The sequence below is a fragment of the Paraburkholderia sp. Cy-641 genome (genome assembly GCF_011752945.1).
GTDB lineage: Bacteria > Pseudomonadota > Gammaproteobacteria > Burkholderiales > Burkholderiaceae > Paraburkholderia.
The window spans coordinates 19,740-40,748 of sequence record NZ_VWWM01000065.1; the positions used below are offsets into that span (position 1 = coordinate 19,740).

Consider the following 21,009-nt stretch of genomic DNA (forward strand, 5'->3'; position numbering starts at 1 on the left):
TGATGCCTTGGTCTATACGGCATGTAACGGGCTGACGGCCCCAACAGGAGAATTTTCATGCTCGGAATTAACAGCAACATCAACTCGCTGGTCGCGCAGCAGAACCTGACCAACTCGGGTAGCGCACTCTCGCAAGCAATTACGCGTCTGTCGTCGGGCAAGCGCATCAACAGCGCAGCGGACGACGCAGCCGGCCTCGCCATCTCGAACATCATGCAGACCCAGATCAACGGTCTGACGCAAGGTGTGTCGAACTCGAACGACGGCGTTTCGATGGTGCAAACCGCATCGAGCGGCCTGTCGTCGCTGACGAGCAGCCTGCAGCGCATCCGCGACCTCGCAACGGAAGCCTCCAACGGCGGCATGACCGATACCGACCGCGCAGCGCTGCAACAGGAAGTCGCGCAGCAGATTCAGGAAGTGAACCGGATCGCTTCGCAAACGACGTACAACGGCATGAACGTGCTGAACGGTTCGCTCGGCAGCGTGTCGTTCCAGGTCGGCGCGAACGTCGGTCAGACGATCAGCCTGAACCTCTCGCAAAACGTGTCGGCGGCATCGCTCGGCGGTGGTGCGGTGCAGGCGGGCGATACGGTCGCGTCGCTGGCTGTTTCTCTCGACTCGAACGGTGGTGCCTGGGCGGCCGGCACGTCGACGGGCACGGAAATCACGCAGTTGAACGTGCTGTCGGACGGCAAGGGCGGCTTCACGTACACGGACCAGAACGGCAACGCGCTTTCGTTCGATCCGACCGCCGCAACCACCCAGGCTTTCACCGTCAGCGCCACCACCGGCTCGTTGTCGATCACTGCCGGCGGCTCGCTCGATGCGGCCACCCAGATGGTTGCAATCAATGGCGCCAACGCCAAGCCTCAGACCGCTGGCGCGACGCTCGGCACGATCACCGGTCTCGACATCAGCGCGACGACCGGCGCGGACGCGACGACCCCGTCGTCCACGGATATCACGTCGATCACGGTGAAGTCGGACGGTAACCAGGGTCTGACGTTCTGGGATCAGAACGGCAACCAGATCACGGGCGGCACCACGGCAGGCGCGGCGATCCTCGGTGCCACCGGTCTCGCCTATACGGCCCCCACGGGCGGCACGGCAGGAACCGTGGGCGCGACGCTCGGCACCGGCATCACGCAGACGGCGAACCCGTGGACGGCCAGTTCGACCGCCACGACGCAAACCGTCGACCAGATCGACGTCAGCACCGTCGCGGGCGCCAACAAGGCGATCGAATCGATCGACGACGCACTGAACACGGTCAACAACATGCAGGCTACGCTCGGCGCCGCGCAAAACCGCTTCACGGCAATCAGCACGACGCAGCAAGCCCAGTCGACCGATCTGTCGTCGGCCCAGTCGCAAATCCAGGACGCCGACTTCGCGCAGGAAACGGCTGCGCTGAGCAAGGCGCAAGTGCTGCAGCAAGCGGGCATCTCGGTGCTGGCGCAAGCGAACTCGCAGCCGCAGCAGATTCTGAAGCTCCTGCAGTAACACGCTTTACGCAGCATGCGTTCCGCGCCCCGCCGCCGTATCCGGTGCGCGGCACGCAAACCGGTCGGGAGGCTTGCCTCCCGATTGCCATTTCTCAGATCTGAATCGATTCACACGGCATCGCCGAAACACGGAGCCTGTCCATGTCCACCGTATCCTCGACCGCAAGTTCGATCTCCAGCACTGCCGCCGCCACCGCCGCCGCCACGACCGCGGCAGCCAATGCCGCGGTGCAGGAAGCCGCGCAGTCGGTTATCAGCGGCTCGACCGGCAATTCGTCGATGGACGTGAGCTCGCTCGTGACCGCGCTCGTCAACGCCAAGATCGCCGGCCAGGCCGCGACGCTGAGCGCGCAGACAACCCAGGACAACACGGAAATCTCCGCGTACGGCACGCTCTCCGCCGCGCTTTCCGCGCTGCAGGCCGGCCTCACCTCGCTCTCGAACGGCTCGACCGTCAACGACTTCACGGCAACGGCCAGTGGCAACGGCATCACGGCCTCGGCGGGAGCCGGTGCGGTGGCCGGTTCGTATTCGCTCGACGTGGCTCAGGTGGCGACGGCGCAGGTGCTGACATCGACGGGCTATGACGGGACCAAGGCGCTCGCTTCGGGCCCGAGCACGATGACGCTGTCGGTCGGCGGCGCGAGCACGACGATCTCGCTCGACAGCACCAACAGCACGGTTTCCGGCATCGCCGCGGCCATCAACGGCGCGAGCAACAATCCCGGCGTCACGGCGACTGTCGTGAACGGCGCGGACGGCGCGCACCTCGTGCTGCACGCGGCATCCGCCGGCTCCGCGAATGCCATCAGCGTCCAGATCACCGATTCGAATTCGAGCGATCCGCTGAACAATCTCGCCGTGTCGAGCAACAAGGGCACGTCGCTGGCCGGCAACGCGAGCGCGACCGGCGCGCAGCTCAAGGCCAATCAGTCGACCCTCAACGACGGTTCGTCGACCGGCGTCACCAGCACCGCTTCCTGGACCCAGACGACGGCCGCCCAGGACGCCTATTTCACGATCGACGGCACGGGCGTCACCAGTTCGACGAACAGCGTGACGTCCGCACTTTCAGGCATCACGCTGAACCTGTCGGCCGCTTCGGTCGATACGACCGGCTCTTCGCCGCAGACGGTAACAGTCGCCCAGGACACCACCTCGCAGGCCAATGCGATCAATCAGTTCGTCACGCTGTACAACACGCTCGTCACGACGATGGGCACGCTGACCTCGTACACCGCGGGTTCGACGTCGCAAGGCGTGCTGCTCGGCGACACGACGCTGAACATGGTGCAGAATCAGCTCGCCTCGATCGTCGCGACGGGCGTGAAAAGCAACGGCACGACGACGAACCTCGCTTCGATCGGCATTACGCTGGGCGCGGACGGCTCGCTCTCGGTCGACAGCACCAAGCTGAACAATGCGCTGCAGAGCAATCAGGCGACCGTGGCGACGCTGTTCAATTCCACCAACGGCGTCGCGCAACAGCTGAACACCAACATCACCGGCTATCTATCGACCACCGGGATCATCACGTCGCGCACCAACGCGCTCAATGCCGACCTGACGAGCCTCGGGACGCAACAGACGTCGCTGTCGACCTATCAGACGCAACTCACCAGTATGTACACCGCGCAGTTCACGGCGCTCAACTCGCTGTTGGCGACGACGAACAACAACTCGCAATATCTGACGCAGCTCTTCGGCGGCACGAACAGCGCCGGCGCGCTGGCCACCAACAAGAACTGAGCGGAACAGGGAGATACGACATGGAACTCGCGGCGCCGATCGATCGCATCTGGCAACTCACCAAGTCCATCGAGCAGGCGGTGGCCGTCGCCGAATGGGAGCGGGCGGCGCAGCTTGCGAGCGAGCGCTCGCCGCTTATCATGTCGCTCTCCGCGCAGCAGGCGGGCGCCGCGCTCGATGTGCTCAAGGCGGTTCAGGCAATCGACGAGCGGATCGCCGCGGAGGCGCGCCTGGCGCAGAACGAGCTCAGTGCCGAATATCGGGCGGCGATGCAGGCGGCCGGTCATGCGGGGCAGTATCAGCGCGTCGCGCAATTCTGACGCCGGTCTGATGCCGGTGCGTCGCGCCGGGTTTTGAGCTGTCTGCGTTCGCCGCGTTCTCGCGGACGCGCGTATCGAGTGCCTTGGGCGACCGGCTTGTCCGCCGGTTTGGCGCCAGGCGCGTGACGTTCGATTCTCCGCGCGCTCGATCGCGTCGCCGAGCGGCATGGCAGCACGCCGGCCGCGATCGCACTTGTCTGGTCGATCGTCCGCCAGAGCGTTGCTGCCCCAATTGCGAGCGCGACCTCGGTCGAACAGCTAAAAAGTTTCGCAAATGCCGTCGAGCTCGCGCTGAGTGCCGGCGATATCCGCGAACTGGACGCGGCGAGCACCCGATGGGACGGGCAAAGCGGGCTGCGAGGCCGACGCGGAGCGGCGGTCGGGCTTGTTGCGCCAGCGCTGGGGAAAAGCCTGGCGCAATCGCTAAACCCCTGGTAGGATGGAAGGTTTCCTGATATCATCGGGAGTGAATTGAGATCTTTGCCTGTTTCGTCAGTGTTTTTTCATTGATGAAAGGTTGGCGAAACGGCAACAGACGCGGCTTTTGCAATACGTCTGTCCGCGTTCCGCGGTGAACTCCCCACCTCTCTTTTCCGGCCTCCGTGGCCGCTTGCCTCTCGCTTCATTATTCGTGGTTTGGCCGGGGTTGTGTTTCTGCCTCGCGTTTGCCTGTTACTGGCCATGAATCGAAGCGACCGGAGGGCCGGCGCGTGAGTGGTTGCCTGAGGTAACCGCCATGCAATTAAACCCGTATCTAGTGATTGAGTTAGGAATTACATGACGACGATTCTTCTGAAGGAAAACGAGCCGTTCGAAGTGGCAATTCGCCGCTTTCGTCGCGCAATCGAAAAGAATGGCCTGATCGCTGAACTGCGTGAGCGCCAGGCATACGAAAAGCCGACCACGGCACGTAAGCGCAAGAAGGCTGCTGCGGTCAAGCGCCTGCACAAGCGTCTGCGCAGCCAGATGCTGCCGAAAAAGCTGCACTAAGCACGCTTTTCCACAGGCCGAACGGCGGTGTGAGCTTCGAAAGAAGCCACATCGCCGTTTTGCTTTTGGGTGCTTGTTTGCGAGAGCCGGGCATAGCCGGTTGCGGATTGGGATGAATGCCGGCGTTTATTGATGCCTGGATTTTGCGTCAGGAGCGCTTTTTTCAGCACGCAGGATCGATCAACGCTGTTTCAATCCGCCTTGCGCTTGCGCACCTTTTTGCCGAGCGCCGCGCATCGTGCGCGACACATACAGGTCGTCTCGTGGTCGTTCACCATGCCGACCGCCTGCATGAACGCATAGCAGATCGTCGAGCCGACGAACTTGCAGCCATAGCGTTTCAACGCCTTGCTCAATGCGTCCGACACGTCTGTCGACGCGGGCGCATGCTTGTACGACTCCCATTCGTTCTGGATCGGCGTGTCGTCGACGAAAGACCATACGAAGTTCGCGAGCGAGCCGTGCTCGGCCTGAATCTGCTGCACGGCGCGCGCGTTCTGAATGGCCACCTCGATCTTGCCGCGATGACGCACGATGCTTTCGTCGGCGACGAGTGTGTCGACGTGTTTCGGCGTGAAGCGCGCGACCTTATCGATGTCGAAGCCGGCGAAGGCGCGGCGATAACCAGCCCGCTTATTGAGTATTGTCGACCACGACAAACCGGCCTGCGCGCCTTCGAGCACGAGCATCTCGAACAGGTGCGGGTCGTCACGCGAGGGCACGCCCCATTCGGCATCGTGGTACTGTGCGAGCGCTTCGCTCGATACCCAGTTGCATCGCTGTGTCACTGTCGCGCTCCCGTGCGGTCATGTCGTTCGCCAGCATAGCCGAAGCGGGACACTCCGCAAGCTAGCCGTTCGGCCAATTGCGAGATTGGAGCCGACCTGCCACGCTACGCGTTATTCACCCACGATACTCATTCGATTCGATGAATCACGACTTCTTTCTGATTGGCGTCGACGGCGGCGGTACCGGCACGCGCGTCGTGCTCGGAGACGCGCAGGGCCGCGAACTGGCACAAGCAACAGGTGGTCCGTCGGGCCTCGGGCTCGGCATCGCGGGCGCGTGGCAGTCCATTCAGAGCGCTTGCGGCGAAGCGTTCGCACGTGCGGGCATGGCGTTGGACTGGTCGCGCTGTGTACTCGGTTGCGGCCTCGCGGGCGTCAACAATCGCGACTGGCTCGCCGAGTTCCATGCGCAGGCGCCGAAGCTCGTTGGCCTTGCCGTCGAGAGCGACGCCTATACGACCCTGCTCGGCGCGCACGACGGCGCGCCTGGCGTGATCGTGGCGCTCGGCACAGGCAGCGTTGCGGCATCGCTTGCGAGCGACGGCGAGTTTCGCATGGCGAGCGGCTATGGCTTCCCGTCGGGCGATGAGGCGAGCGGCGCGTGGCTCGGCGTGCGGCTCATCGTCCATGCGCAGCAGGCGCTCGACGGCCGCGTGCCGCTCGACGATCTTGCGCAGGCGCTGCTCGTTCACACAGGCGTGCGGGATCGCGACAGCCTCGTCGTGTGGCTCTGCGCGGCCAATCAGACGGCGTATGCGCGGCTCGCGCCCATCGCGATCGCCCATCGCACGCATCCGTTCGCGGCCCGGCTGCTCAACGAGGCCGGTGCCGAGGTGGGCAAGATGATTGCCGCGCTGGACGCTTCGGCGAGCCTGCCGGTCGCGCTGTGCGGTGGGCTCGGCGCGCCGCTGCGCGAATATGTGCCGCAAGCGTATCAGGCGCGTTTGCGGGAGCCGCTTGCCGATTCGGCGCACGGCGGGTTGCAACTGGCCCGGCGCGAAGCGGCGCGGCTCGTTGGCTGATTGGCTGATGTTCGGCAACCGAAGGCTGAGGACGCTTGTAGCTTTGTGCTCGTCGTGGTGCTGTTACGCATGCCGCTTAAAGTGGGGCTGCCAATGCGATCAGTCCGGCCTATTCACCTGCGGCAGCCGCCACGCCCGCCAACGGTAAAATACGCACTTTGACGCTGCCCTGACGGCTTACAACCGCCGGTTCTCACCATGTACAAAGTCATCGCCACGGATCTCGACGGCACGCTGCTCAACGCCGACCATCAGGTGGACCCGTTCACGGTTGCCACGGTGCGCAAGCTCGAACGCGACGGACTGCAGTTCGTGATCGCCACGGGGCGGCATTATTGCGACGTCGCGGGAATTCGCGACCTGCTCGGCATCAACCCGTATCTGATCACGTCGAACGGCGCGCGCATTCACGCGCCGGACAACGCAGTCATTCACGCCGACGACCTGCCGCCTGCCGTCGTCCAGCGGCTCGTGCAACCTGACATTGCCGGTGCGCATGGCCGCGCGATCGTCAATCTGTTTGCCCACGCGGCATGGCTCATCGATCGCGACGCGCCCGATCTGCTGAAGTTTCATCAGGACTCGGGCTTCACCTATGAAGTGACCGATCTGCCGAATCACGATGGCGCCGACATCGCGAAGGTGCTGTACATCGGCGATCCGGCCGATCTCGCGCAGATCGCCGCCAATCTCGAACGCGAATTCGGCGAGCGCCTGTACGTAACTTATTCGTTGCCGGATTGTCTGGAAGTGATGACGGCGAATGTGTCGAAGGGGCGCGCGTTGCAGATCGTGCTCGAGCGCCTTGGCATCGATGCCGCGCAATGCGTCGCGTTCGGCGACAACATGAACGACATCGATCTGCTCGAAACGGCCGGCCATCCGTTCATGATGAACAACGCCAATCCCGACCTCGTCACGCGTCTGCCGCATGTGCCGCGCATCGGCAACAACTTCGAGGCGGGCGTGGCGCACCATTTGCGCAAGCTCTTCTCGCTCGGCGACGAACTGGCTTCCTGAACCGGAATGAAACCGGCCCGCATTCGCTTTCGCGGAGGCGGGCCGGTGGTGGCGCGAACGCCCGATCGTGCGGGCTTCGATTGATCGCGAACTGCCGATTGATGCCAATGGCGAGCCAGCCGGGCTGGCGCAGCGTCATCCACGCCGATTCCCGATACAACCCAGCCGACGTTCAACCCGCCTCGGCTCGATTCTCAATCCCGCCAACCACGATGCCCGCCGCGATCGTCGCGGCCCCAGCGGCGGTCGTTGTGACCCCAGCCGCGGTCATAGCGGCGATAGTCGCGGTAGTAGCCATGATTCCAGCCGCCGTAGTACACCGGCTCCGGTGCCGCGTAGACGCGCGCGGGGGCGGCATAAACCGGAGCGCCGAGCGACAGGCCGATGTTCAGATCCGTATGCGCTTGCGCGACTCCGCATGCGCCCGCCGCGAGTCCGGCAGCAACCAGCAGGTGAGTGACGATGCGTTTCATGTTGTTCTCCTGTGAAGCGACGTAGGTTTGTCGCACAGGACCAATGTACGCACCGAGGGCGGTTCGGACTGCGACGAGATGTTACGGACTGCAAGCATCGTCGAGGCAATCGAAGGGCGCCGGAAATCTGATGCGTTCGCGGCGGTCATTCGCCGCGTCGCGCCGGATGCACCGCTATGTAAGGCTGTGCGGCTGACGGGCGCATCCGGCCGCGTCGCGTATCGCTCGTTGCATACGACCCACGTCGCAACGCGCGTAATAGCGGCTTACATTTGTATTACCCGATTAATCGGCCGCATTCGCTGAAGCGCCGCTTGCGGCCGCCGATGCAGCCGGCAGTGCCGCGCAAGGGCAATCGGCCGCGCGTCCGTCCAGGCCTTCCCGATCGTGTTTGAAGCTCGCACGAGGCGTGCCGTTTTGCCAGTCGAGCCGAACGATATAGATGCTGTCGAAATCCGCGCTGCGCCACTTCGGGACGTCGGCCGCGTTGCCGCCATATGCGCTCATCATTTGCCGCGACAGTTTTTCGATCAGCCGGTGTTCCCATGCGATGACGATCAGCTTGCCCTGGTTGGCCGGATCGGCGAGCGCATTGCCCAACTGGTCGATCTGCGCAAAACCGTACGGCGTTTGCACGGGCATCTGAAATTGAATGGCGGTCGGCTCGATCGTCGCGAGCGGACGGACGTAATAGTAGGGATGGCCGTTGTCGTCTTTCTGCTGACCGGGATCCGGCGCGTAGATCGCATCGGGTTTGCCGAATTTGGCGGCGATGACGGCCGGCAGGGCGAGAGCACGGTTGAGCCCCTGGCAGTCGAGCTGACCGTAGCCTTGAGCGGGTTTCTCGCCATGTCGAACGAAGACGAGCGTTTCGATATTGCCGTCTGCCTTCTCCGTGACCGCCGTTGCAGGCGTCGCCGCATGCGCCGCCTGCAGCGCGAGTACGCCGGCGCACAAGCTGCCGATCGAAAGTGCTGCGCCATGCAGCCATCCACGGAAACGATTCATCGGTTACCCCTGTGCAAAAGGCCGTGATGTCGTCCGATTCTAGCAGCGCGCTTCCTTAATACGCGGTGGCTGGCTTATGCCGCACTCTCGTTCGATTGCATAAAAAACGGGCGCCGTAGCGCCCGCTTTTACTGATTGCGCCATTCACGCAATTTACACAATTACGCTTTGCACAAGCGCTTCGTCAATCGAGCGCCAGTTGCTGTGCATTGTCGCTGCGATTTTCGGCGAGGAGCGGATAAACGACGCCCGCGATTACCGCGCCGATAATCGGCGCAACCCAGAACAGCCACAGCTGATCGACCGCCGCGCCGCCGACGAACAGCGCCGGGCCGGTCGAGCGTGCCGGGTTGACCGACGTGTTGGTGACCGGAATCGAAATCAGGTGGATCAGCGTCAGGCACAGGCCGATCGCGATCGGTGCGAAGCCGGCCGGCGCGCGCCGGTCGGTTGCGCCGAGGATCACGAACAGGAAGAAGCCGGTCATCACGACTTCGCAGATGAACGCCGCGGCGAGCGAGTAATGGCCCGGCGAGTGCTCGCCGTAACCGTTCGTGGCAAAGCCGCTGGCGACGAGATCGAAGCCCGGCTTGCCCGACGCGATCAGCGACAGCACGAACGCACCGAGCACCGCGCCGATCACCTGCGCGACGATGTACGGCAGCAGGTCACGCGCCGGAAAGCGGCCGGCGACGGTGAGGCCGACGCTCACGGCCGGATTCAGATGGCAGCCGGAAATATGGCCGATTGCAAACGCCATTGTCAGCACGGTCAGGCCGAATGCGAGCGACACGCCGACGAAGCCGATGCCCAGACCGTGAACCGGCCCGGCAAAATTCGCCGCGAGAACCGCGCTGCCGCAGCCTCCGAGTACGAGCCAGAAAGTGCCGAAAACTTCGGCGACAAGGCGCTTTGACAGCTGCATGATTGGTAATCCTAAAAAAGTGCTCAGGGAGCATGAATCGCTAACGACGAAAACATGCCTTGAGCGCGCAATTCTAGTCAGCAGAATCCAATTCGAGTGTCAAGAATTGTCAAGGCTGTGTCGCTTATGGGGATTATTATGGGATAAACCGAAGGTTTTACAATTCACCAGATTTTAATAATTATCAGAGGAAATCTTCATAAATGGGTATTATTGGCCATTGCGAATTTTTATAATTGCAGTTAGTCTGCGATCGAATGAGTTCTAGAAAAGGGGAGAACCGAATGTCTCAATATGCAGACCTCAAGGCGCAGATCGCCAAATTGCAGGCACAGGCAGAAGAAGCACGCCGCACGGAGATCGACAATGTCATCGCTGACATCCGCCAGAAGATCGCCGAATACGGTCTGACCGCGCAGGATCTCGGCTTCGCAGTCGCCGCCAAGCGCGGCCGTCCGCCCAAGAAGACGCCGCTGCCGGCGAAATACCAGGACCCGAAATCGGGCAGTACGTGGAGCGGGCGCGGCAAGCCGCCCAAGTGGATCGTCGGCAAGAATCGCGAGCGCTTTCTGATCGGCTCGGTCTGAGTTCGCGGCCGTGGCTGTGAAAGCGGGCTGAAGGTTTTTCGGCCGCCGCTTTTATCGGCGATGGGGCGTGCGATATGAAAGCTCAGCCATGCCGGCATTAAAAAAAGCCGCCCACGTGGGCGGCTTTTTCTTGGCGATCACGAAGATTACCGTGATTTCCCCGCACGCAAACGATTTCCATGCCGGATTTGTCCGCTATGGGTTCGTTTGAAGCGAACGGCTCAGTCCGTTATTCAAAGCCCGCTGAAAGCAGCCGGAAGCAAAAGTTTCCAGCTGCCTTTCAAACGGGTTTAGCCGACCGCCACCTGGCGCAATACCGGGCGGCTCGCCGTTTCAATCAGTGCCGAATAGCCGTCGATATAGTTCTGCGCCATCGTTTTCGAGCTGAAACGGCGTTCGAATTGCGCGCGGATTTCGCTGCGCGACAGCTCGTCGAGACGCTGCAGCGCGGCCACCGCGCCCTGCACGTCCTCGACGATGTAGCCGGTCACGCCATGATCGATCACTTCCGGCACCGAGCCGCGGTTGAACGCGATCACCGGCGTGCCGCACGCCATCGACTCGATCATCACGAGGCCGAACGGCTCCGACCAGTCGATCGGGAACAGCAGCGCCTTCGCGCCCGACAGGAACTCGGGCTTCTGCGCCTCGTTGATCTCGCCGACGAACTCCACATGCGCCATCGACAGCAGCGGCTCGATCTCGCGCTTGAAGTACTCCATGTCGACCTTGTCCACCTTGGCGGCGATCTTCAGCGGCAGACCGCTTTGCGCAGCGATCTTGATGGCTGTATCGACGCGTTTTTCGGGGCAGATGCGGCCGAGGAACGCCAGATACTCGGGCTTCCTGTGCGGCTGCGGCGTGAGCAGTTGCTCCGGCAGGCCGTGATAGATCGTGTTGAGCCAGTTGGCCTGCGGCAGCGGAATCCGCTGCGAATCCGAAATCGACACGACCGGCACATGCGAGAACGCGTCGAACACCGGTTGCAATTCAGGCAGATCGAGACGGCCGTGCAGCGTCGTCACGAACGGCGTGTCCATGGTCGTGAAAAGCGGAAACGGCATGTAGTCGAGGTGAAAATGCAGTACGTCGAACTCGTGCGCGACCTTGCGCACCTTTTCCAGCATCAGCACGTGCGGCGCCAGTGCGTCGCGAATCGTCGGATCGAGGCGCAGCGCGCGCGGCCAGCATGCCTCGAGATTCGCGGACGTGACCGAGTCGCCGCTCGCGAACAGCGTGACGTCGTGTCCGAGGTCGACCAGTGCCTCGGTCAGGTACGACACGACGCGTTCGGTGCCGCCGTAGAGTTTCGGCGGGACGGCTTCATACAGCGGCGCAATTTGTGCGATTCGCATGCGGTTTCTCCTGTGTCAATCGGAGTGGACGCTTTGAGGCGTGCTCCGATCCCTTGCGAAAAGGGGGGGTTACTAGGGGCTTCGCGCTGCGGCGCTCGAATAGCGCGAGGAGCGAATGCCACGGACGGCTGGGCGCGGTTTGCCCCCGCCCGAGGGGTGCTCCGAATCGGCATCGGGTAATCCCTTAGCTTCATTATCGGGATGAACCGCGCTAATTCGAGTTATTTTTCAAACGCTTAATGTTGTTACAGCGCGAAACATGAGCCGCTACAGCTCAATCGACAGGCTGTCCCGATACTCGGGACGCGTGTTTGCGCATAGTAAACAAACACTCAAAAACGCGTACGCGAGCCGAGCAAGCCGCGCGCCCGGGCGATCGGACGGCAATCGGGAATCGTCTAATAGGGCTTTATTGCAGAGCGGTGAAAAGGTCTTATAATCATCGGCCACCGCCCCGCGGTGCGACGATAAGCCGCTGCAAACTCACCATTCGGCACATGGCATCGCCCCGGAAATTCCCAAAGTGCATAGCACGTCCCTGCCCGCGCGCCGCTTCATCCCATTTATTGCATCGGCTCAGCCTGGTATGTAGGAAAAATTCCTACATAAATGACGGATTAATCCGTCAAAAAGGCAGGGTGTCTCTCCGATTTTCGGCAGCTCCCCCTTTCGAGACAATGCTTGCAACACAGGAAACGAGCCGATTCGCACACTTCGGGTGAATGCGTTCGAGCAAACGTTTTCGCAAAATGGCCTGACCAGCCAGATAAACGTCCGGGGGAAATCATGAGCACGAATAGCGATATGCTCAATGAGATCAGAGAAGTTAACCTGTCTTATCTCCTGCTCGCGCAGCGTCTGCTGCGCGAAGACAAGCCTATGGGCATGTTTCGCATGGGAATCTCGGATCAGCTCGCAGAGGTGATCGCCAATCTGTCGCTGGCGCAGACCGTCAAGCTGGCGGCGTCCAACCAGATGCTGTGCCGTTTCCGTTTCGACGACCACGCCGTGCTGTCCGCCCTCGCGGACAAGGACAAGGCGAGCGTCGTCGCGCAGGCGCACTCGGCAATCCTGATGGCGAGCCAGCCGGTCGAGCAACTCGGCTGATGGCCGGTAAAAGCGTCGTACTCGAAGTCAGGGAAATCACTCTCGCCATCGAGCTGATCGAACTCGGTGCGCGTCTGCAGTTGCTGGAAGCGGAAACCAGCCTGTCGCGCGACCGGCTCATCAGGCTGTACAAGGAACTGAAAGGGGTATCGCCGCCCAAGGGCATGCTGCCGTTTTCGACCGACTGGTTCATGACCTGGCAGCCGAACTTTCATTCGTCCCTGTTCTACAACACCTACCGCTTCATCACGGACCACGGCGGTTGCCGCGCGATCGAGTCGATCGTGAAGAGCTACCGGCTCTATCTGGAACATGTTCAGTTGCACGGCGACGAGCCGGTGCTGAGCCTCACGCGCGCATGGACGCTCGTGCGCTTCTTCGACTCCGGCATGCTGCAGATGAGCACCTGCTGCCGCTGCGGCGGACACTTCGTCGCCCACGCGCACGAACCGCGGCGCGGCTTCGTCTGCGGGCTGTGCCAGCCGCCCTCGCGCGCGGGCAAGACGAAGAAATCGGCTGAGCGTGCCGGCACGCCCGCGAGAACGGCAACCGTGGGGATGGCCGGCGCCAGGGCGCGCGGGGCAGGCAACGTCCGCGACGCCGTGGGCGCAACCGCCGCAGCTACGGCCACGGCCACTGCTGCCATGCGTGCCGTCAATGCAGTCAATGCCGCGCGCACTGCCATGACGCCCGAGCCCGTCGTCGTCGCCGCTGGACCCTGATCCTTCCCCTAACGCCCCTCAATACCTCGGGCGCACACCCGAGCGCGGCAGCGCTTTTCCCCGAAAGTTTTCCGCACGACTGCCGTAAACAAAACTAACGACGGCTCCCGTCGCTTTTTTGTGAGGGCTCGGCAGTGCTGATTTTCGTGGGAACACTCGTGACGCTATTGTCCGTTTTCGGCGGTTACGCGCTCGAAGGCGGCCATCTCGGCGCGCTGCTGCAACCCGTTGAAGTGCTGATGATCGCCGGCGCCGGATTCGGCGCGTTCATTCTCGGTAACGGGATGAAGACGATCAAGGCAACGCTGCGCGTCATCCCGACCCTGTTCAAGGGGGCCAAATACAACAAGGACGTCTATATGGAGCTGATGGCGCTCCTCTACGTCCTGCTCGCGAAGGCGCGCAAGGAAGGCACGCTGACGCTGGAGGCCGACATCGACGATCCGTCGAAGAGCCCGATTTTCACGCAGTACCCGAAGATTCTCGCCGACAAGCACATCATCGAATTCCTGACCGACTATCTGCGCCTGATGGTCGGCGGCAACATGAACGCGTTCGAGATCGAGAGCCTGATGGACGAGGAGATCGAGACGCACCACCAGGAAGGCGAAGCGCCCGCGCACGCGCTGACCAAGGTCGGCGACGCGATGCCGGCGTTCGGCATCGTCGCCGCGGTGATGGGCGTGGTCCACACGATGGCCTCGGCCGACAAGCCGCCCGCCGTGCTCGGCGAGATGATCGCCCAGGCGCTGGTCGGCACCTTCCTCGGCATTCTGCTTTCGTACGGGCTGATCGGGCCGCTCGCGAGCGTTGCCGAGCAGCGCGTGACCGAGTCGACCAAGATGTTCCAGTGCATCAAGGTGACGATCCTCGCGAGCCTGAACGGCTACGCGCCGGCCATTGCCGTCGAGTTCGGCCGCAAGGTGCTCTTCTCGACCGAGCGCCCGTCGTTCGCCGAGCTCGAAGAGCACGTGCGCCGCGTCAAGGCCAAATAACCAGGCGGCTAAACCGATGAGCAAGGACAAAGACCGCGCGATCGTCGTCAAGCGTTCCACGCCGAAGAAGGCCGGCCACCACGGCGGCGCGTGGAAGCTCGCGTACGCGGACTTCATGACCGCGATGATGGCGTTCTTCCTGCTGATGTGGCTGCTGAGTTCGGCGTCCACGGTGCAGTTGCGCGGCATCGCCGACTACTTCAACCAGCCGCTGAAGATCACGCTGTGGGGCGGCGATCGCAGCGCCGAGGATTCGAGCATCCTGAAGGGCGGCGGGCGCGACATCTCGACCGACGCGCAGGGCGTGACCCGCTCGACCGACGGCAGCAGCAGCCGCGCCGAGCGCAGCGCGTCGCACAACAACGAAGACTCGGTGAAGCAGTTGCAGGGCGAGCTCGAACGCCAGGAGCAGGTGCGTCTGCACGACCTGCAGGTCAAGCTGATGGCCGCGATCGAGGCGAACCCGGTGCTGCGGCAGTTCAAGCAGCAGATCCGCATCGACTCGACGCTGACGGGCCTGCGCATCGAGATCGTCGATTCGCAGAAGCGGCCGATGTTCGCGACCGCCAACGACGAAGTCGAGCCGTACATGCGCGACATCCTGCGCGAGATCGGCCACACGCTGAACGACGTGCCGAACCGCATCATCGTGCAGGGCCACACCGACGCCGTGCCGTACGCGGGCGGCGAGAAGGGCTACAGCAACTGGGAGCTGTCGGCCGATCGCGCGAATGCGTCGCGCCGCGAGCTGATCGCGGGCGGCATGGACGAAGCGAAGGTGATGCGCGTGCTCGGCCTCGCCTCGACACAGAACCTGAACAAGGCGGACCCGCTCGATCCGGAGAACCGCCGCATCAGCATCATCGTGTTGAACAAAAAGTCGGAAGAGGCGCTCGATCACGACGACTCGACGACGACCACCTTGTCGGACGACGCAGCAGGCTCGAAGCCGTTGCTGCAAAAACTTGCGCAGCCGGCGACGGCTGCACCGAAGCCGACGGCGTCAACGCCGCCGGCCCAGTAACAGGAACAGGATTCGGCCGCCGGGCCGGAACGCGCCTCGCCGGCGCGCTCCGCCCGGGGCCGGGGTTTAAGCGCAGCGAGGTTTTCATGATCAGGCACATCCTGGCAATCGACGATTCGGCATCGATGCGGCAGATCCTTGCCGCGACGCTGACGAGCGCCGGCTATGAGGTCACGCTCGCGGCGGACGGCAACGAGGGGCTCGAAAACGCGCTCGCGACGTCGTTCGATCTCGTGCTGACCGACCAGCACATGCCGGGCAGGACCGGTCTCGATCTGATCGCCGCGCTGCGCGGCAATCCGGCGTACCAGACGACGCCGATTCTCGTCCTCACGACGGAGTCGGGCGAGTCGTTCAAGAGCGCGGCGCGCGAGGCGGGCGCGACCGGCTGGATCGAAAAGCCGCTCGACCCGGACCTGCTGACCGAACTGGTCGCGGCGCTGGCCGAGCCGGAAGCGACCTGACAGGCGGAACCGGTGCGGCAAGCGCCACCTTCGGACACAGTACATAGCTCTCGACGCGGCTGCACGGCAGCTCACGCTCAGACAGGAACTCTCGCGGTGACCCAGGCATGACACTCGACATCACACAGTTCTATCAGACCTTCTTCGATGAAGCGGACGAACTGCTCGCGCAGATGGAGCAACTGCTGCTCAATCTGGACGTGGCGCGCCCGGACCCCGAAGACCTCGCGGCGATTTTCCGCGCCGCGCATTCGATCAAGGGCGGCGCGGCGACCTTCGGCTTCACTGCGCTCACGGAGACGACGCACATTCTCGAGTCGCTACTCGATCGCGCGCGCAACAACGAACTCGTGCTGCGCAAGGACATGATCGACACGTTCCTCGAAACCAAGGACGTGCTGTCGGGCCAGCTCGCCGACTACCGCGCGAGCGCCGAGCCCGATGCGGCGGTGGCGCGCGCGATCTGCGCGAAGCTCGAACAGCTGCATGCGGAAAGCCGCATGGGCGGTGCGCCGGCAGAGGCGCCGGCGGCGGCCGCACCGGTCGCGCAAACGGCACAGGCAGTGGCACAAGCCGAGGCACCGGTCGCAGCCGCGCAGGTACAAGTGCAGGCACAGGCACGCGCAGCGGAACACGCAGCACCAGAACAAAACGGCACCCCGCCCGAGCACGTCGTCGAACAGGCGGTGCAAGCGGCGGCGGGAGAACGGACCGGCGACGGCGAGGCAGAAGCCAAGGCCGACGGCGCCGGTCCTCATCTGAAAATTACGCTACGGGGCGTGGGAGAGAAAGACCAGGAACTGCTTGCCGAAGAGCTGGGCAACCTGGGCAATATCGTCGGGCAGGTCAAGAGCGGCAGCGATCTGATGCTGTGGCTTTCGACCGACGTACCTTCCGACGACATCATCGCCGTGTGCTGTTTCGTGATCGACGAAAGTCAGATCTCGATCGGCCGCGGCACCGCACCGGCGGATGAGGCGCAGCAAGGCGAACCTGGAACGCCCGATGCTGCCGCTCAGTCGCCGGCGCAAACCGTGTATGTCGCGAGCGCTGTTCCGGCGGCGCAGCCGGTCGGTTACGCGGAGCATGCGGCCGTGTCGGCCACTGCGGTCTCACTGGCTGCGCCCGCGGGCGCAGCCAGTGAGACCGGCGGCGCCGAGCCGGGGGCGTCGTCCGCCGTGTCGGTGCAAGCGGTTCAGGCGGTTCAGGAGGCTCAGGCAACAGCGGCGGCGAAGCCCGCTGCCGGCGCACCCGCTGACCCGGACCGCAAGGCGGGCCGGACGGCCGCGGCGGCGGCCAATGGCGAAGGCAGTTCGATTCGCGTCGGCGTCGAGAAGGTCGATCAGCTAATCAACCTGGTCGGCGAACTGGTGATTACGCAGGCGATGCTTGCGGAAACCACCAGCACGTTCGACCCGGCGCTGCACGACCGGCTCTTCAACGGCATGGCGCAACTCGAACGCAACGCGCGCGATCTGCAGGAAGCGGTGATGTCGATCCGCATGATGCCGATGGATTACGTGTTCAGCCGCTTCCCGCGTCTGGTGCGCGATCTCGCGGCGAAACTCGGCAAGGAGGTCGAACTCGTCACCTTCGGTCAGGCGACCGAGCTCGACAAGAGCCTCATCGAACGGATCATCGATCCGCTCACGCACCTCGTGCGCAACAGCCTCGACCACGGCATCGAAACCGTGGAAGCGCGGCGCGCGGCGGGCAAGGATTCGACGGGGCAACTGGTGCTGTCGGCGGCGCACCACGGCGGCAACATCGTGATCGAGGTCAGCGACGACGGCGCGGGCCTGCGGCGCGACAAGATTCTCGCGAAGGCGGCCAAGCAGGGCATGCAGGTCAGCGACACGATGAGCGACGAGGAAGTCTGGAACCTGATCTTCCTGCCGGGCTTCTCGACGGCGGAGCAGGTCACGGACGTGTCGGGCCGCGGCGTCGGCATGGACGTGGTGAAGCGCAACATCCAGTCGATGGGCGGTCACGTCGAAATTACGTCGCACGCGGGCAAGGGCAGCACCACGCGCATCGTCTTGCCGCTCACGCTCGCGATTCTCGACGGCATGTCGGTGAAGGTCGGCAACGAGATTTTCATCCTGCCGCTGAACTTCGTGATGGAGTCGCTGCAGCCGCTGGCCGAAGACATCTACACGGTCGCTAACGGCGAGCGCGTGGTGCGCGTGCGCGGCGAATATCTGCCGCTCGTCGCGTTGCACGAAGTGTTCAACGTCGCGGATGCGAAGCAGGACCCGACCCAGAGCATCGTCACGATCATGCAGACCGAGGGGCGCCGCTTCGCGATGCTGATCGACGAACTGGTCGGCCAGCAGCAGGTGGTCGTGAAGAATCTGGAAACGAACTACCGCAAGGTACACGGCATTTCCGCCGCGACCATTCTCGGCGACGGCAGTGTCGCGCTGATCGTGGACGTGGCGGCGCTCAATCGCGAATCGCGTCATGCGCATGGGCACGGCGCGATGAGTCTCGCGTGAGGCCGGGCATGAGCGGCGCAAGAGGCACAAGAGGTATGAGCGGCATAGGCGGCACGGGCGGCACGACCGCGCGGGCGGCATCCGCACCGGCAGTCTCCGCAACACACATTCAACCCATTTCATCCCAACCGTTTGGGGGCTAACGTGGCAGAAGTCCAATCCATCAATTCGAGCGCCGCGAGCGGAGCGAACGGTCGCCGCGACACGCAGCAGGCGGACGCCGGCGGTCAGGAATTCCTCGTCTTCACGCTCGGCGCCGAAGAGTACGGCATCGACATCCTGAAGGTGCAGGAAATCCGCGGCTACGACAACGTGACGCGCATCGCCAATGCGCCCGAGTTCATCAAGGGCGTCATCAACCTGCGCGGCATCATCGTGCCGATCGTCGACATGCGCATCAAGTTCCATCTGGGCCGCGTCGAGTACGACCATCAGACCGTCGTGATCATCCTGAACGTCGCGCATCGCGTGGTCGGCATGGTCGTCGACGGCGTCTCGGACGTGCTCACGCTCGCGGTCGACCAGATCATGCCGGCGCCCGAATTCGGCGCGACGCTGACGACCGAGTACCTGACGGGCCTCGGCACGGTCGACGGCCGCATGCTGATCCTGATGGACATCGAGAAGCTCATGACCAGCTCCGAGATGGCGCTGACCGAAACGCTCGGCGTCTGAGCGCCGCGTGAACGGCAGCAGCAAGGCAAACCGCAAGGAAAACATGGCAATGGGAGCGTCAAGATGCTGAGCAGGTGGTCGATCCGCACCTCGCTGACGATGGTGGGGATTTTTCTGGTTGCGCTGACCGTGGTGGCCGGCGCGCTCGGGCTGACGGCGCTCAAGCGCGCCAGCGCCTCGCTCGATCGCCTCGCGCGCGGCGAGTTCGTCGCGATGCACGCGCTCGACGACGCGTCGGCGTATCTGCTGCGCGCGCGCGTCGCGGTCGACCGCTTCAACACGATGACGGCGGCGGGCAATGCGGACGAAGCGAAGCAGACGCTCGGCCGGGCGCAGGAATTGCTCGATAAGGGCAATCAGAGTTGGCAGGTGTATCTCGACACGCCGAAGCACGGCGTCGATCAGGCGTTGCTCGACGACGTGGCCACCAAACACACGACCGTGATGCACGATGGCGTGGACGCGGAATTCGCCGCATTGAACGCGAACAACCTCGACGCGTATCACGCGATCGCCGACATGAAGATCAGCCCGATGTTCATCGCCTACGACACGGCTTCGGCCGCGGTCATCAAGGCGTTGCAGCAGAGCGTGCTCGATCAGCAGGCGAGCGCGCAGTCCAATGCCTCGCTGATGATGACGCTGATCGGCGCCGTGACCGTGCTCGCGCTGCTGCTCGTGTTCGGCATCCGCTTCGCGCTGGGCCGGCTCATCGTGCAGCCTCTCGCGGACGCGACCGCCTGCTTCGAGCGCATTGCCGCGGGCGATCTGTCGGGCACCGTCGAGGTGTTCAGCCGCAATGAAATCGGCCGGCTGTTCGACGGCATCCGGCGCATGCAGGAAAGCCTCGCGACGATGGTGCGCGCGGTGCGTAGCAGCACCGAGTCGATCGATACCGGCGCGCGCGAAATCGCCATGGGCAACACCGATCTGTCTCAGCGCACCGAGCAGCAGGCCGCGTCGTTGCAGGAAACCGCGTCGAGCATGGATCAGCTGACCGGCACCGTGCGGCAGAACGCCGAGAACGCGCGCCAGGCGAGCCAGCTTGCCGTGAACGCATCCGACATCGCGACGCGCGGCGGCGACGTGGTGAGCCAGGTCGTCACGACGATGCAGGCGATCGCGAGCAGTTCGAACAAGGTCGTCGACATCATCGGCGTGATCGAGGGCATCGCGTTCCAGACCAACATTCTCGCGCTGAATGCGGCGGTCGAAGCCGCGCGCGCCGGTGAGCAGGGCCGCGGTTTCGCGGTCGTCGCGGGCGAAGTGCGCAGCCTCGCGCAGCGCAGCGCGAGCGCCGCGAAGGAGATCAAGGAGCTGATCGGCGATTCGGCCGACAAGGTACACAGCGGCTCGGAACTGGTGGGGCGCGCGGGCACAACGATGGACGAGATCGTCCAGGCGGTGCGGCGCGTGACCGACATCATGGGCGAGATCAGCGCCGCCTCGGAAGAGCAGTCGGGCGGCATCGAGCAGGTCAATCGCGCGGTCGTGCAGATGGATTCGGTCACGCAGCAGAACGCCGCGCTGGTCGAGCAGGCAGCGGCCGCGGCGGCATCGCTCGAAGATCAGACGCGCCAGTTGCAAGCCGTGCTGAGCGGCTGGACAGTCGCCGGCGGTTCGGTGCGCGGCGGCACGGCGCCGGCGCGTCTCCCGACGGCGGCGCAGCCGAGCGGCGTGACTGGCAGGCCGCCCGCCAAAGCGATGACGCCGCAAGCGGCGAGCGCGGCGAACGCGAACCGTGCAACAGGCAACGCAACGGGCAAGGCGGGCAAGGCC

The 21,009-nt window shown here is 63.7% G+C and carries 20 protein-coding genes and 1 pseudogene; 16 read left to right on the forward strand and 5 right to left on the reverse strand.

Features of this window, described 5'->3' with window-relative positions; genetic code table 11:
• The first annotated feature begins 57 nt into the window (after positions 1–57).
• The 5 genes and pseudogenes from F3J20_RS26985 to rpsU all read left to right on the forward strand — a co-directional run bounded on the left by F3J20_RS26985 (position 58) and on the right by rpsU (position 4,567).
• Positions 58–1,506, forward strand: a complete 1,449-nt coding sequence (locus F3J20_RS26985; protein WP_167285276.1) for a flagellin — start codon at positions 58–60, stop codon at positions 1,504–1,506.
• Positions 1,507–1,649: 143 nt separating this feature from the next.
• Positions 1,650–3,257: a flagellar filament capping protein FliD gene (gene fliD, locus F3J20_RS26990; RefSeq protein ID WP_167285283.1), complete on the forward strand. Its 1,608-nt coding sequence runs from the start codon at positions 1,650–1,652 to the stop codon at positions 3,255–3,257.
• A 20-nt stretch (positions 3,258–3,277) separates the two neighbouring features.
• A complete protein-coding gene (fliT, locus tag F3J20_RS26995) occupies positions 3,278–3,577 on the forward strand; it encodes a flagellar protein FliT (RefSeq protein WP_167047246.1) in 300 nt (99 codons plus the stop codon).
• Between the two features lie 132 nt (positions 3,578–3,709).
• A pseudogene (locus F3J20_RS32280) lies at positions 3,710–3,907 on the forward strand (aldo/keto reductase); the annotation flags it as partial.
• A gap of 447 nt (positions 3,908–4,354) precedes the next feature.
• Positions 4,355–4,567 carry a 30S ribosomal protein S21 gene (rpsU, locus tag F3J20_RS27005; protein ID WP_007581560.1) on the forward strand — a complete coding sequence of 71 codons (213 nt, stop codon included), beginning with the start codon at positions 4,355–4,357 and terminating at the stop codon, positions 4,565–4,567.
• Between the two features lie 191 nt (positions 4,568–4,758).
• Here rpsU and F3J20_RS27010 read toward each other — a convergent pair whose 3' ends face one another.
• Positions 4,759–5,355: a DNA-3-methyladenine glycosylase I gene (locus F3J20_RS27010; protein ID WP_167285285.1), complete on the reverse strand. Its 597-nt coding sequence runs from the start codon at positions 5,353–5,355 to the stop codon at positions 4,759–4,761.
• A 140-nt stretch (positions 5,356–5,495) separates the two neighbouring features.
• Between F3J20_RS27010 and F3J20_RS27015 the strand changes: the two genes are divergently transcribed.
• Together F3J20_RS27015 and F3J20_RS27020 are read left to right on the forward strand one after the other, a co-directional pair.
• Positions 5,496–6,377 (forward strand): BadF/BadG/BcrA/BcrD ATPase family protein, encoded by an 882-nt coding sequence (locus F3J20_RS27015; protein WP_167285286.1) that lies wholly within the window; start codon positions 5,496–5,498, stop codon positions 6,375–6,377.
• A gap of 198 nt (positions 6,378–6,575) precedes the next feature.
• Positions 6,576–7,397 carry a Cof-type HAD-IIB family hydrolase gene (locus F3J20_RS27020; RefSeq protein ID WP_167285288.1) on the forward strand — a complete coding sequence of 274 codons (822 nt, stop codon included), beginning with the start codon at positions 6,576–6,578 and terminating at the stop codon, positions 7,395–7,397.
• 194 nt (positions 7,398–7,591) lie between these two features.
• On the opposite strand, the gene F3J20_RS27025 is transcribed toward F3J20_RS27020, so the two are convergent.
• The 3 genes from F3J20_RS27025 to aqpZ form a co-directional block, all read right to left on the reverse strand.
• Complete coding sequence (locus F3J20_RS27025) at positions 7,592–7,870, reverse strand: PXPV repeat protein (protein ID WP_167047258.1); 279 nt, start codon at positions 7,868–7,870, stop codon at positions 7,592–7,594.
• Between the two features lie 285 nt (positions 7,871–8,155).
• Positions 8,156–8,878, reverse strand: a complete 723-nt coding sequence (locus F3J20_RS27030; protein WP_167047261.1) for a histidine phosphatase family protein — start codon at positions 8,876–8,878, stop codon at positions 8,156–8,158.
• Positions 8,879–9,062: 184 nt separating this feature from the next.
• Positions 9,063–9,803 (reverse strand): aquaporin Z, encoded by a 741-nt coding sequence (gene aqpZ / locus F3J20_RS27035; protein WP_167285290.1) that lies wholly within the window; start codon positions 9,801–9,803, stop codon positions 9,063–9,065.
• A gap of 284 nt (positions 9,804–10,087) precedes the next feature.
• Here aqpZ and F3J20_RS27040 point away from each other — a divergent pair, with 284 nt between their 5' ends.
• The gene (locus F3J20_RS27040; RefSeq protein WP_167047267.1) at positions 10,088–10,390 is read left to right on the forward strand and encodes an H-NS histone family protein; all 303 of its coding nucleotides are present in this window, start codon (positions 10,088–10,090) and stop codon (positions 10,388–10,390) included.
• Positions 10,391–10,680: 290 nt separating this feature from the next.
• On the opposite strand, the gene F3J20_RS27045 is transcribed toward F3J20_RS27040, so the two are convergent.
• The gene (locus tag F3J20_RS27045) at positions 10,681–11,745 is read right to left on the reverse strand and encodes a glycosyltransferase family 4 protein (RefSeq protein ID WP_167285291.1); all 1,065 of its coding nucleotides are present in this window, start codon (positions 11,743–11,745) and stop codon (positions 10,681–10,683) included.
• A 786-nt stretch (positions 11,746–12,531) separates the two neighbouring features.
• Here F3J20_RS27045 and flhD point away from each other — a divergent pair.
• The 8 genes from flhD to F3J20_RS27085 all read left to right on the forward strand — a co-directional run.
• Complete coding sequence (gene flhD, locus F3J20_RS27050) at positions 12,532–12,852, forward strand: flagellar transcriptional regulator FlhD (protein ID WP_167285293.1); 321 nt, start codon at positions 12,532–12,534, stop codon at positions 12,850–12,852.
• Entirely contained in the window at positions 12,852–13,574 is a 723-nt protein-coding gene (gene flhC / locus F3J20_RS27055) for a flagellar transcriptional regulator FlhC (protein ID WP_240159207.1), read from the forward strand. Before flhD ends, flhC begins: the two co-directional genes overlap by 1 nt.
• A 134-nt stretch (positions 13,575–13,708) precedes the next feature.
• Positions 13,709–14,569 carry a flagellar motor stator protein MotA gene (gene motA, locus F3J20_RS27060; protein WP_167047273.1) on the forward strand — a complete coding sequence of 287 codons (861 nt, stop codon included), beginning with the start codon at positions 13,709–13,711 and terminating at the stop codon, positions 14,567–14,569.
• A 16-nt stretch (positions 14,570–14,585) separates the two neighbouring features.
• Positions 14,586–15,593 (forward strand): flagellar motor protein MotB, encoded by a 1,008-nt coding sequence (motB, locus tag F3J20_RS27065; protein WP_167047276.1) that lies wholly within the window; start codon positions 14,586–14,588, stop codon positions 15,591–15,593.
• Positions 15,594–15,679: 86 nt separating this feature from the next.
• A complete protein-coding gene (locus F3J20_RS27070; RefSeq protein WP_167285294.1) occupies positions 15,680–16,057 on the forward strand; it encodes a response regulator in 378 nt (125 codons plus the stop codon).
• A 107-nt stretch (positions 16,058–16,164) separates the two neighbouring features.
• Positions 16,165–18,555, forward strand: coding sequence for a chemotaxis protein CheA (cheA, locus tag F3J20_RS27075; RefSeq protein ID WP_167285296.1), 2,391 nt, complete (start codon positions 16,165–16,167; stop codon positions 18,553–18,555).
• Between the two features lie 144 nt (positions 18,556–18,699).
• Positions 18,700–19,230 (forward strand): chemotaxis protein CheW, encoded by a 531-nt coding sequence (locus F3J20_RS27080; RefSeq protein ID WP_167047285.1) that lies wholly within the window; start codon positions 18,700–18,702, stop codon positions 19,228–19,230.
• A 63-nt stretch (positions 19,231–19,293) separates the two neighbouring features.
• Positions 19,294–21,009: methyl-accepting chemotaxis protein (locus tag F3J20_RS27085; RefSeq protein WP_167285298.1), on the forward strand; the 1,716-nt coding region annotated here is incomplete at its 3' end.

Coding starts and splice junctions, on each gene's coding strand:
- F3J20_RS26985 (WP_167285276.1), top strand. CDS start 58: ATGCTCGGAATTAACAGCAACATCAACTCGCTGGTCGCGCAGCAGAAC.
- fliD (WP_167285283.1), top strand. CDS start 1,650: ATGTCCACCGTATCCTCGACCGCAAGTTCGATCTCCAGCACTGCCGCC.
- fliT (WP_167047246.1), top strand. CDS start 3,278: ATGGAACTCGCGGCGCCGATCGATCGCATCTGGCAACTCACCAAGTCC.
- rpsU (WP_007581560.1), top strand. CDS start 4,355: ATGACGACGATTCTTCTGAAGGAAAACGAGCCGTTCGAAGTGGCAATT.
- F3J20_RS27015 (WP_167285286.1), top strand. CDS start 5,496: ATGAATCACGACTTCTTTCTGATTGGCGTCGACGGCGGCGGTACCGGC.
- F3J20_RS27020 (WP_167285288.1), top strand. CDS start 6,576: ATGTACAAAGTCATCGCCACGGATCTCGACGGCACGCTGCTCAACGCC.
- F3J20_RS27025 (WP_167047258.1), bottom strand. CDS start 7,870: ATGAAACGCATCGTCACTCACCTGCTGGTTGCTGCCGGACTCGCGGCG.
- F3J20_RS27030 (WP_167047261.1), bottom strand. CDS start 8,878: ATGAATCGTTTCCGTGGATGGCTGCATGGCGCAGCACTTTCGATCGGC.
- aqpZ (WP_167285290.1), bottom strand. CDS start 9,803: ATGCAGCTGTCAAAGCGCCTTGTCGCCGAAGTTTTCGGCACTTTCTGG.
- F3J20_RS27040 (WP_167047267.1), top strand. CDS start 10,088: ATGTCTCAATATGCAGACCTCAAGGCGCAGATCGCCAAATTGCAGGCA.
- F3J20_RS27045 (WP_167285291.1), bottom strand. CDS start 11,745: ATGCGAATCGCACAAATTGCGCCGCTGTATGAAGCCGTCCCGCCGAAA.
- flhD (WP_167285293.1), top strand. CDS start 12,532: ATGAGCACGAATAGCGATATGCTCAATGAGATCAGAGAAGTTAACCTG.
- flhC (WP_240159207.1), top strand. CDS start 12,852: ATGGCCGGTAAAAGCGTCGTACTCGAAGTCAGGGAAATCACTCTCGCC.
- motB (WP_167047276.1), top strand. CDS start 14,586: ATGAGCAAGGACAAAGACCGCGCGATCGTCGTCAAGCGTTCCACGCCG.
- F3J20_RS27070 (WP_167285294.1), top strand. CDS start 15,680: ATGATCAGGCACATCCTGGCAATCGACGATTCGGCATCGATGCGGCAG.
- cheA (WP_167285296.1), top strand. CDS start 16,165: ATGACACTCGACATCACACAGTTCTATCAGACCTTCTTCGATGAAGCG.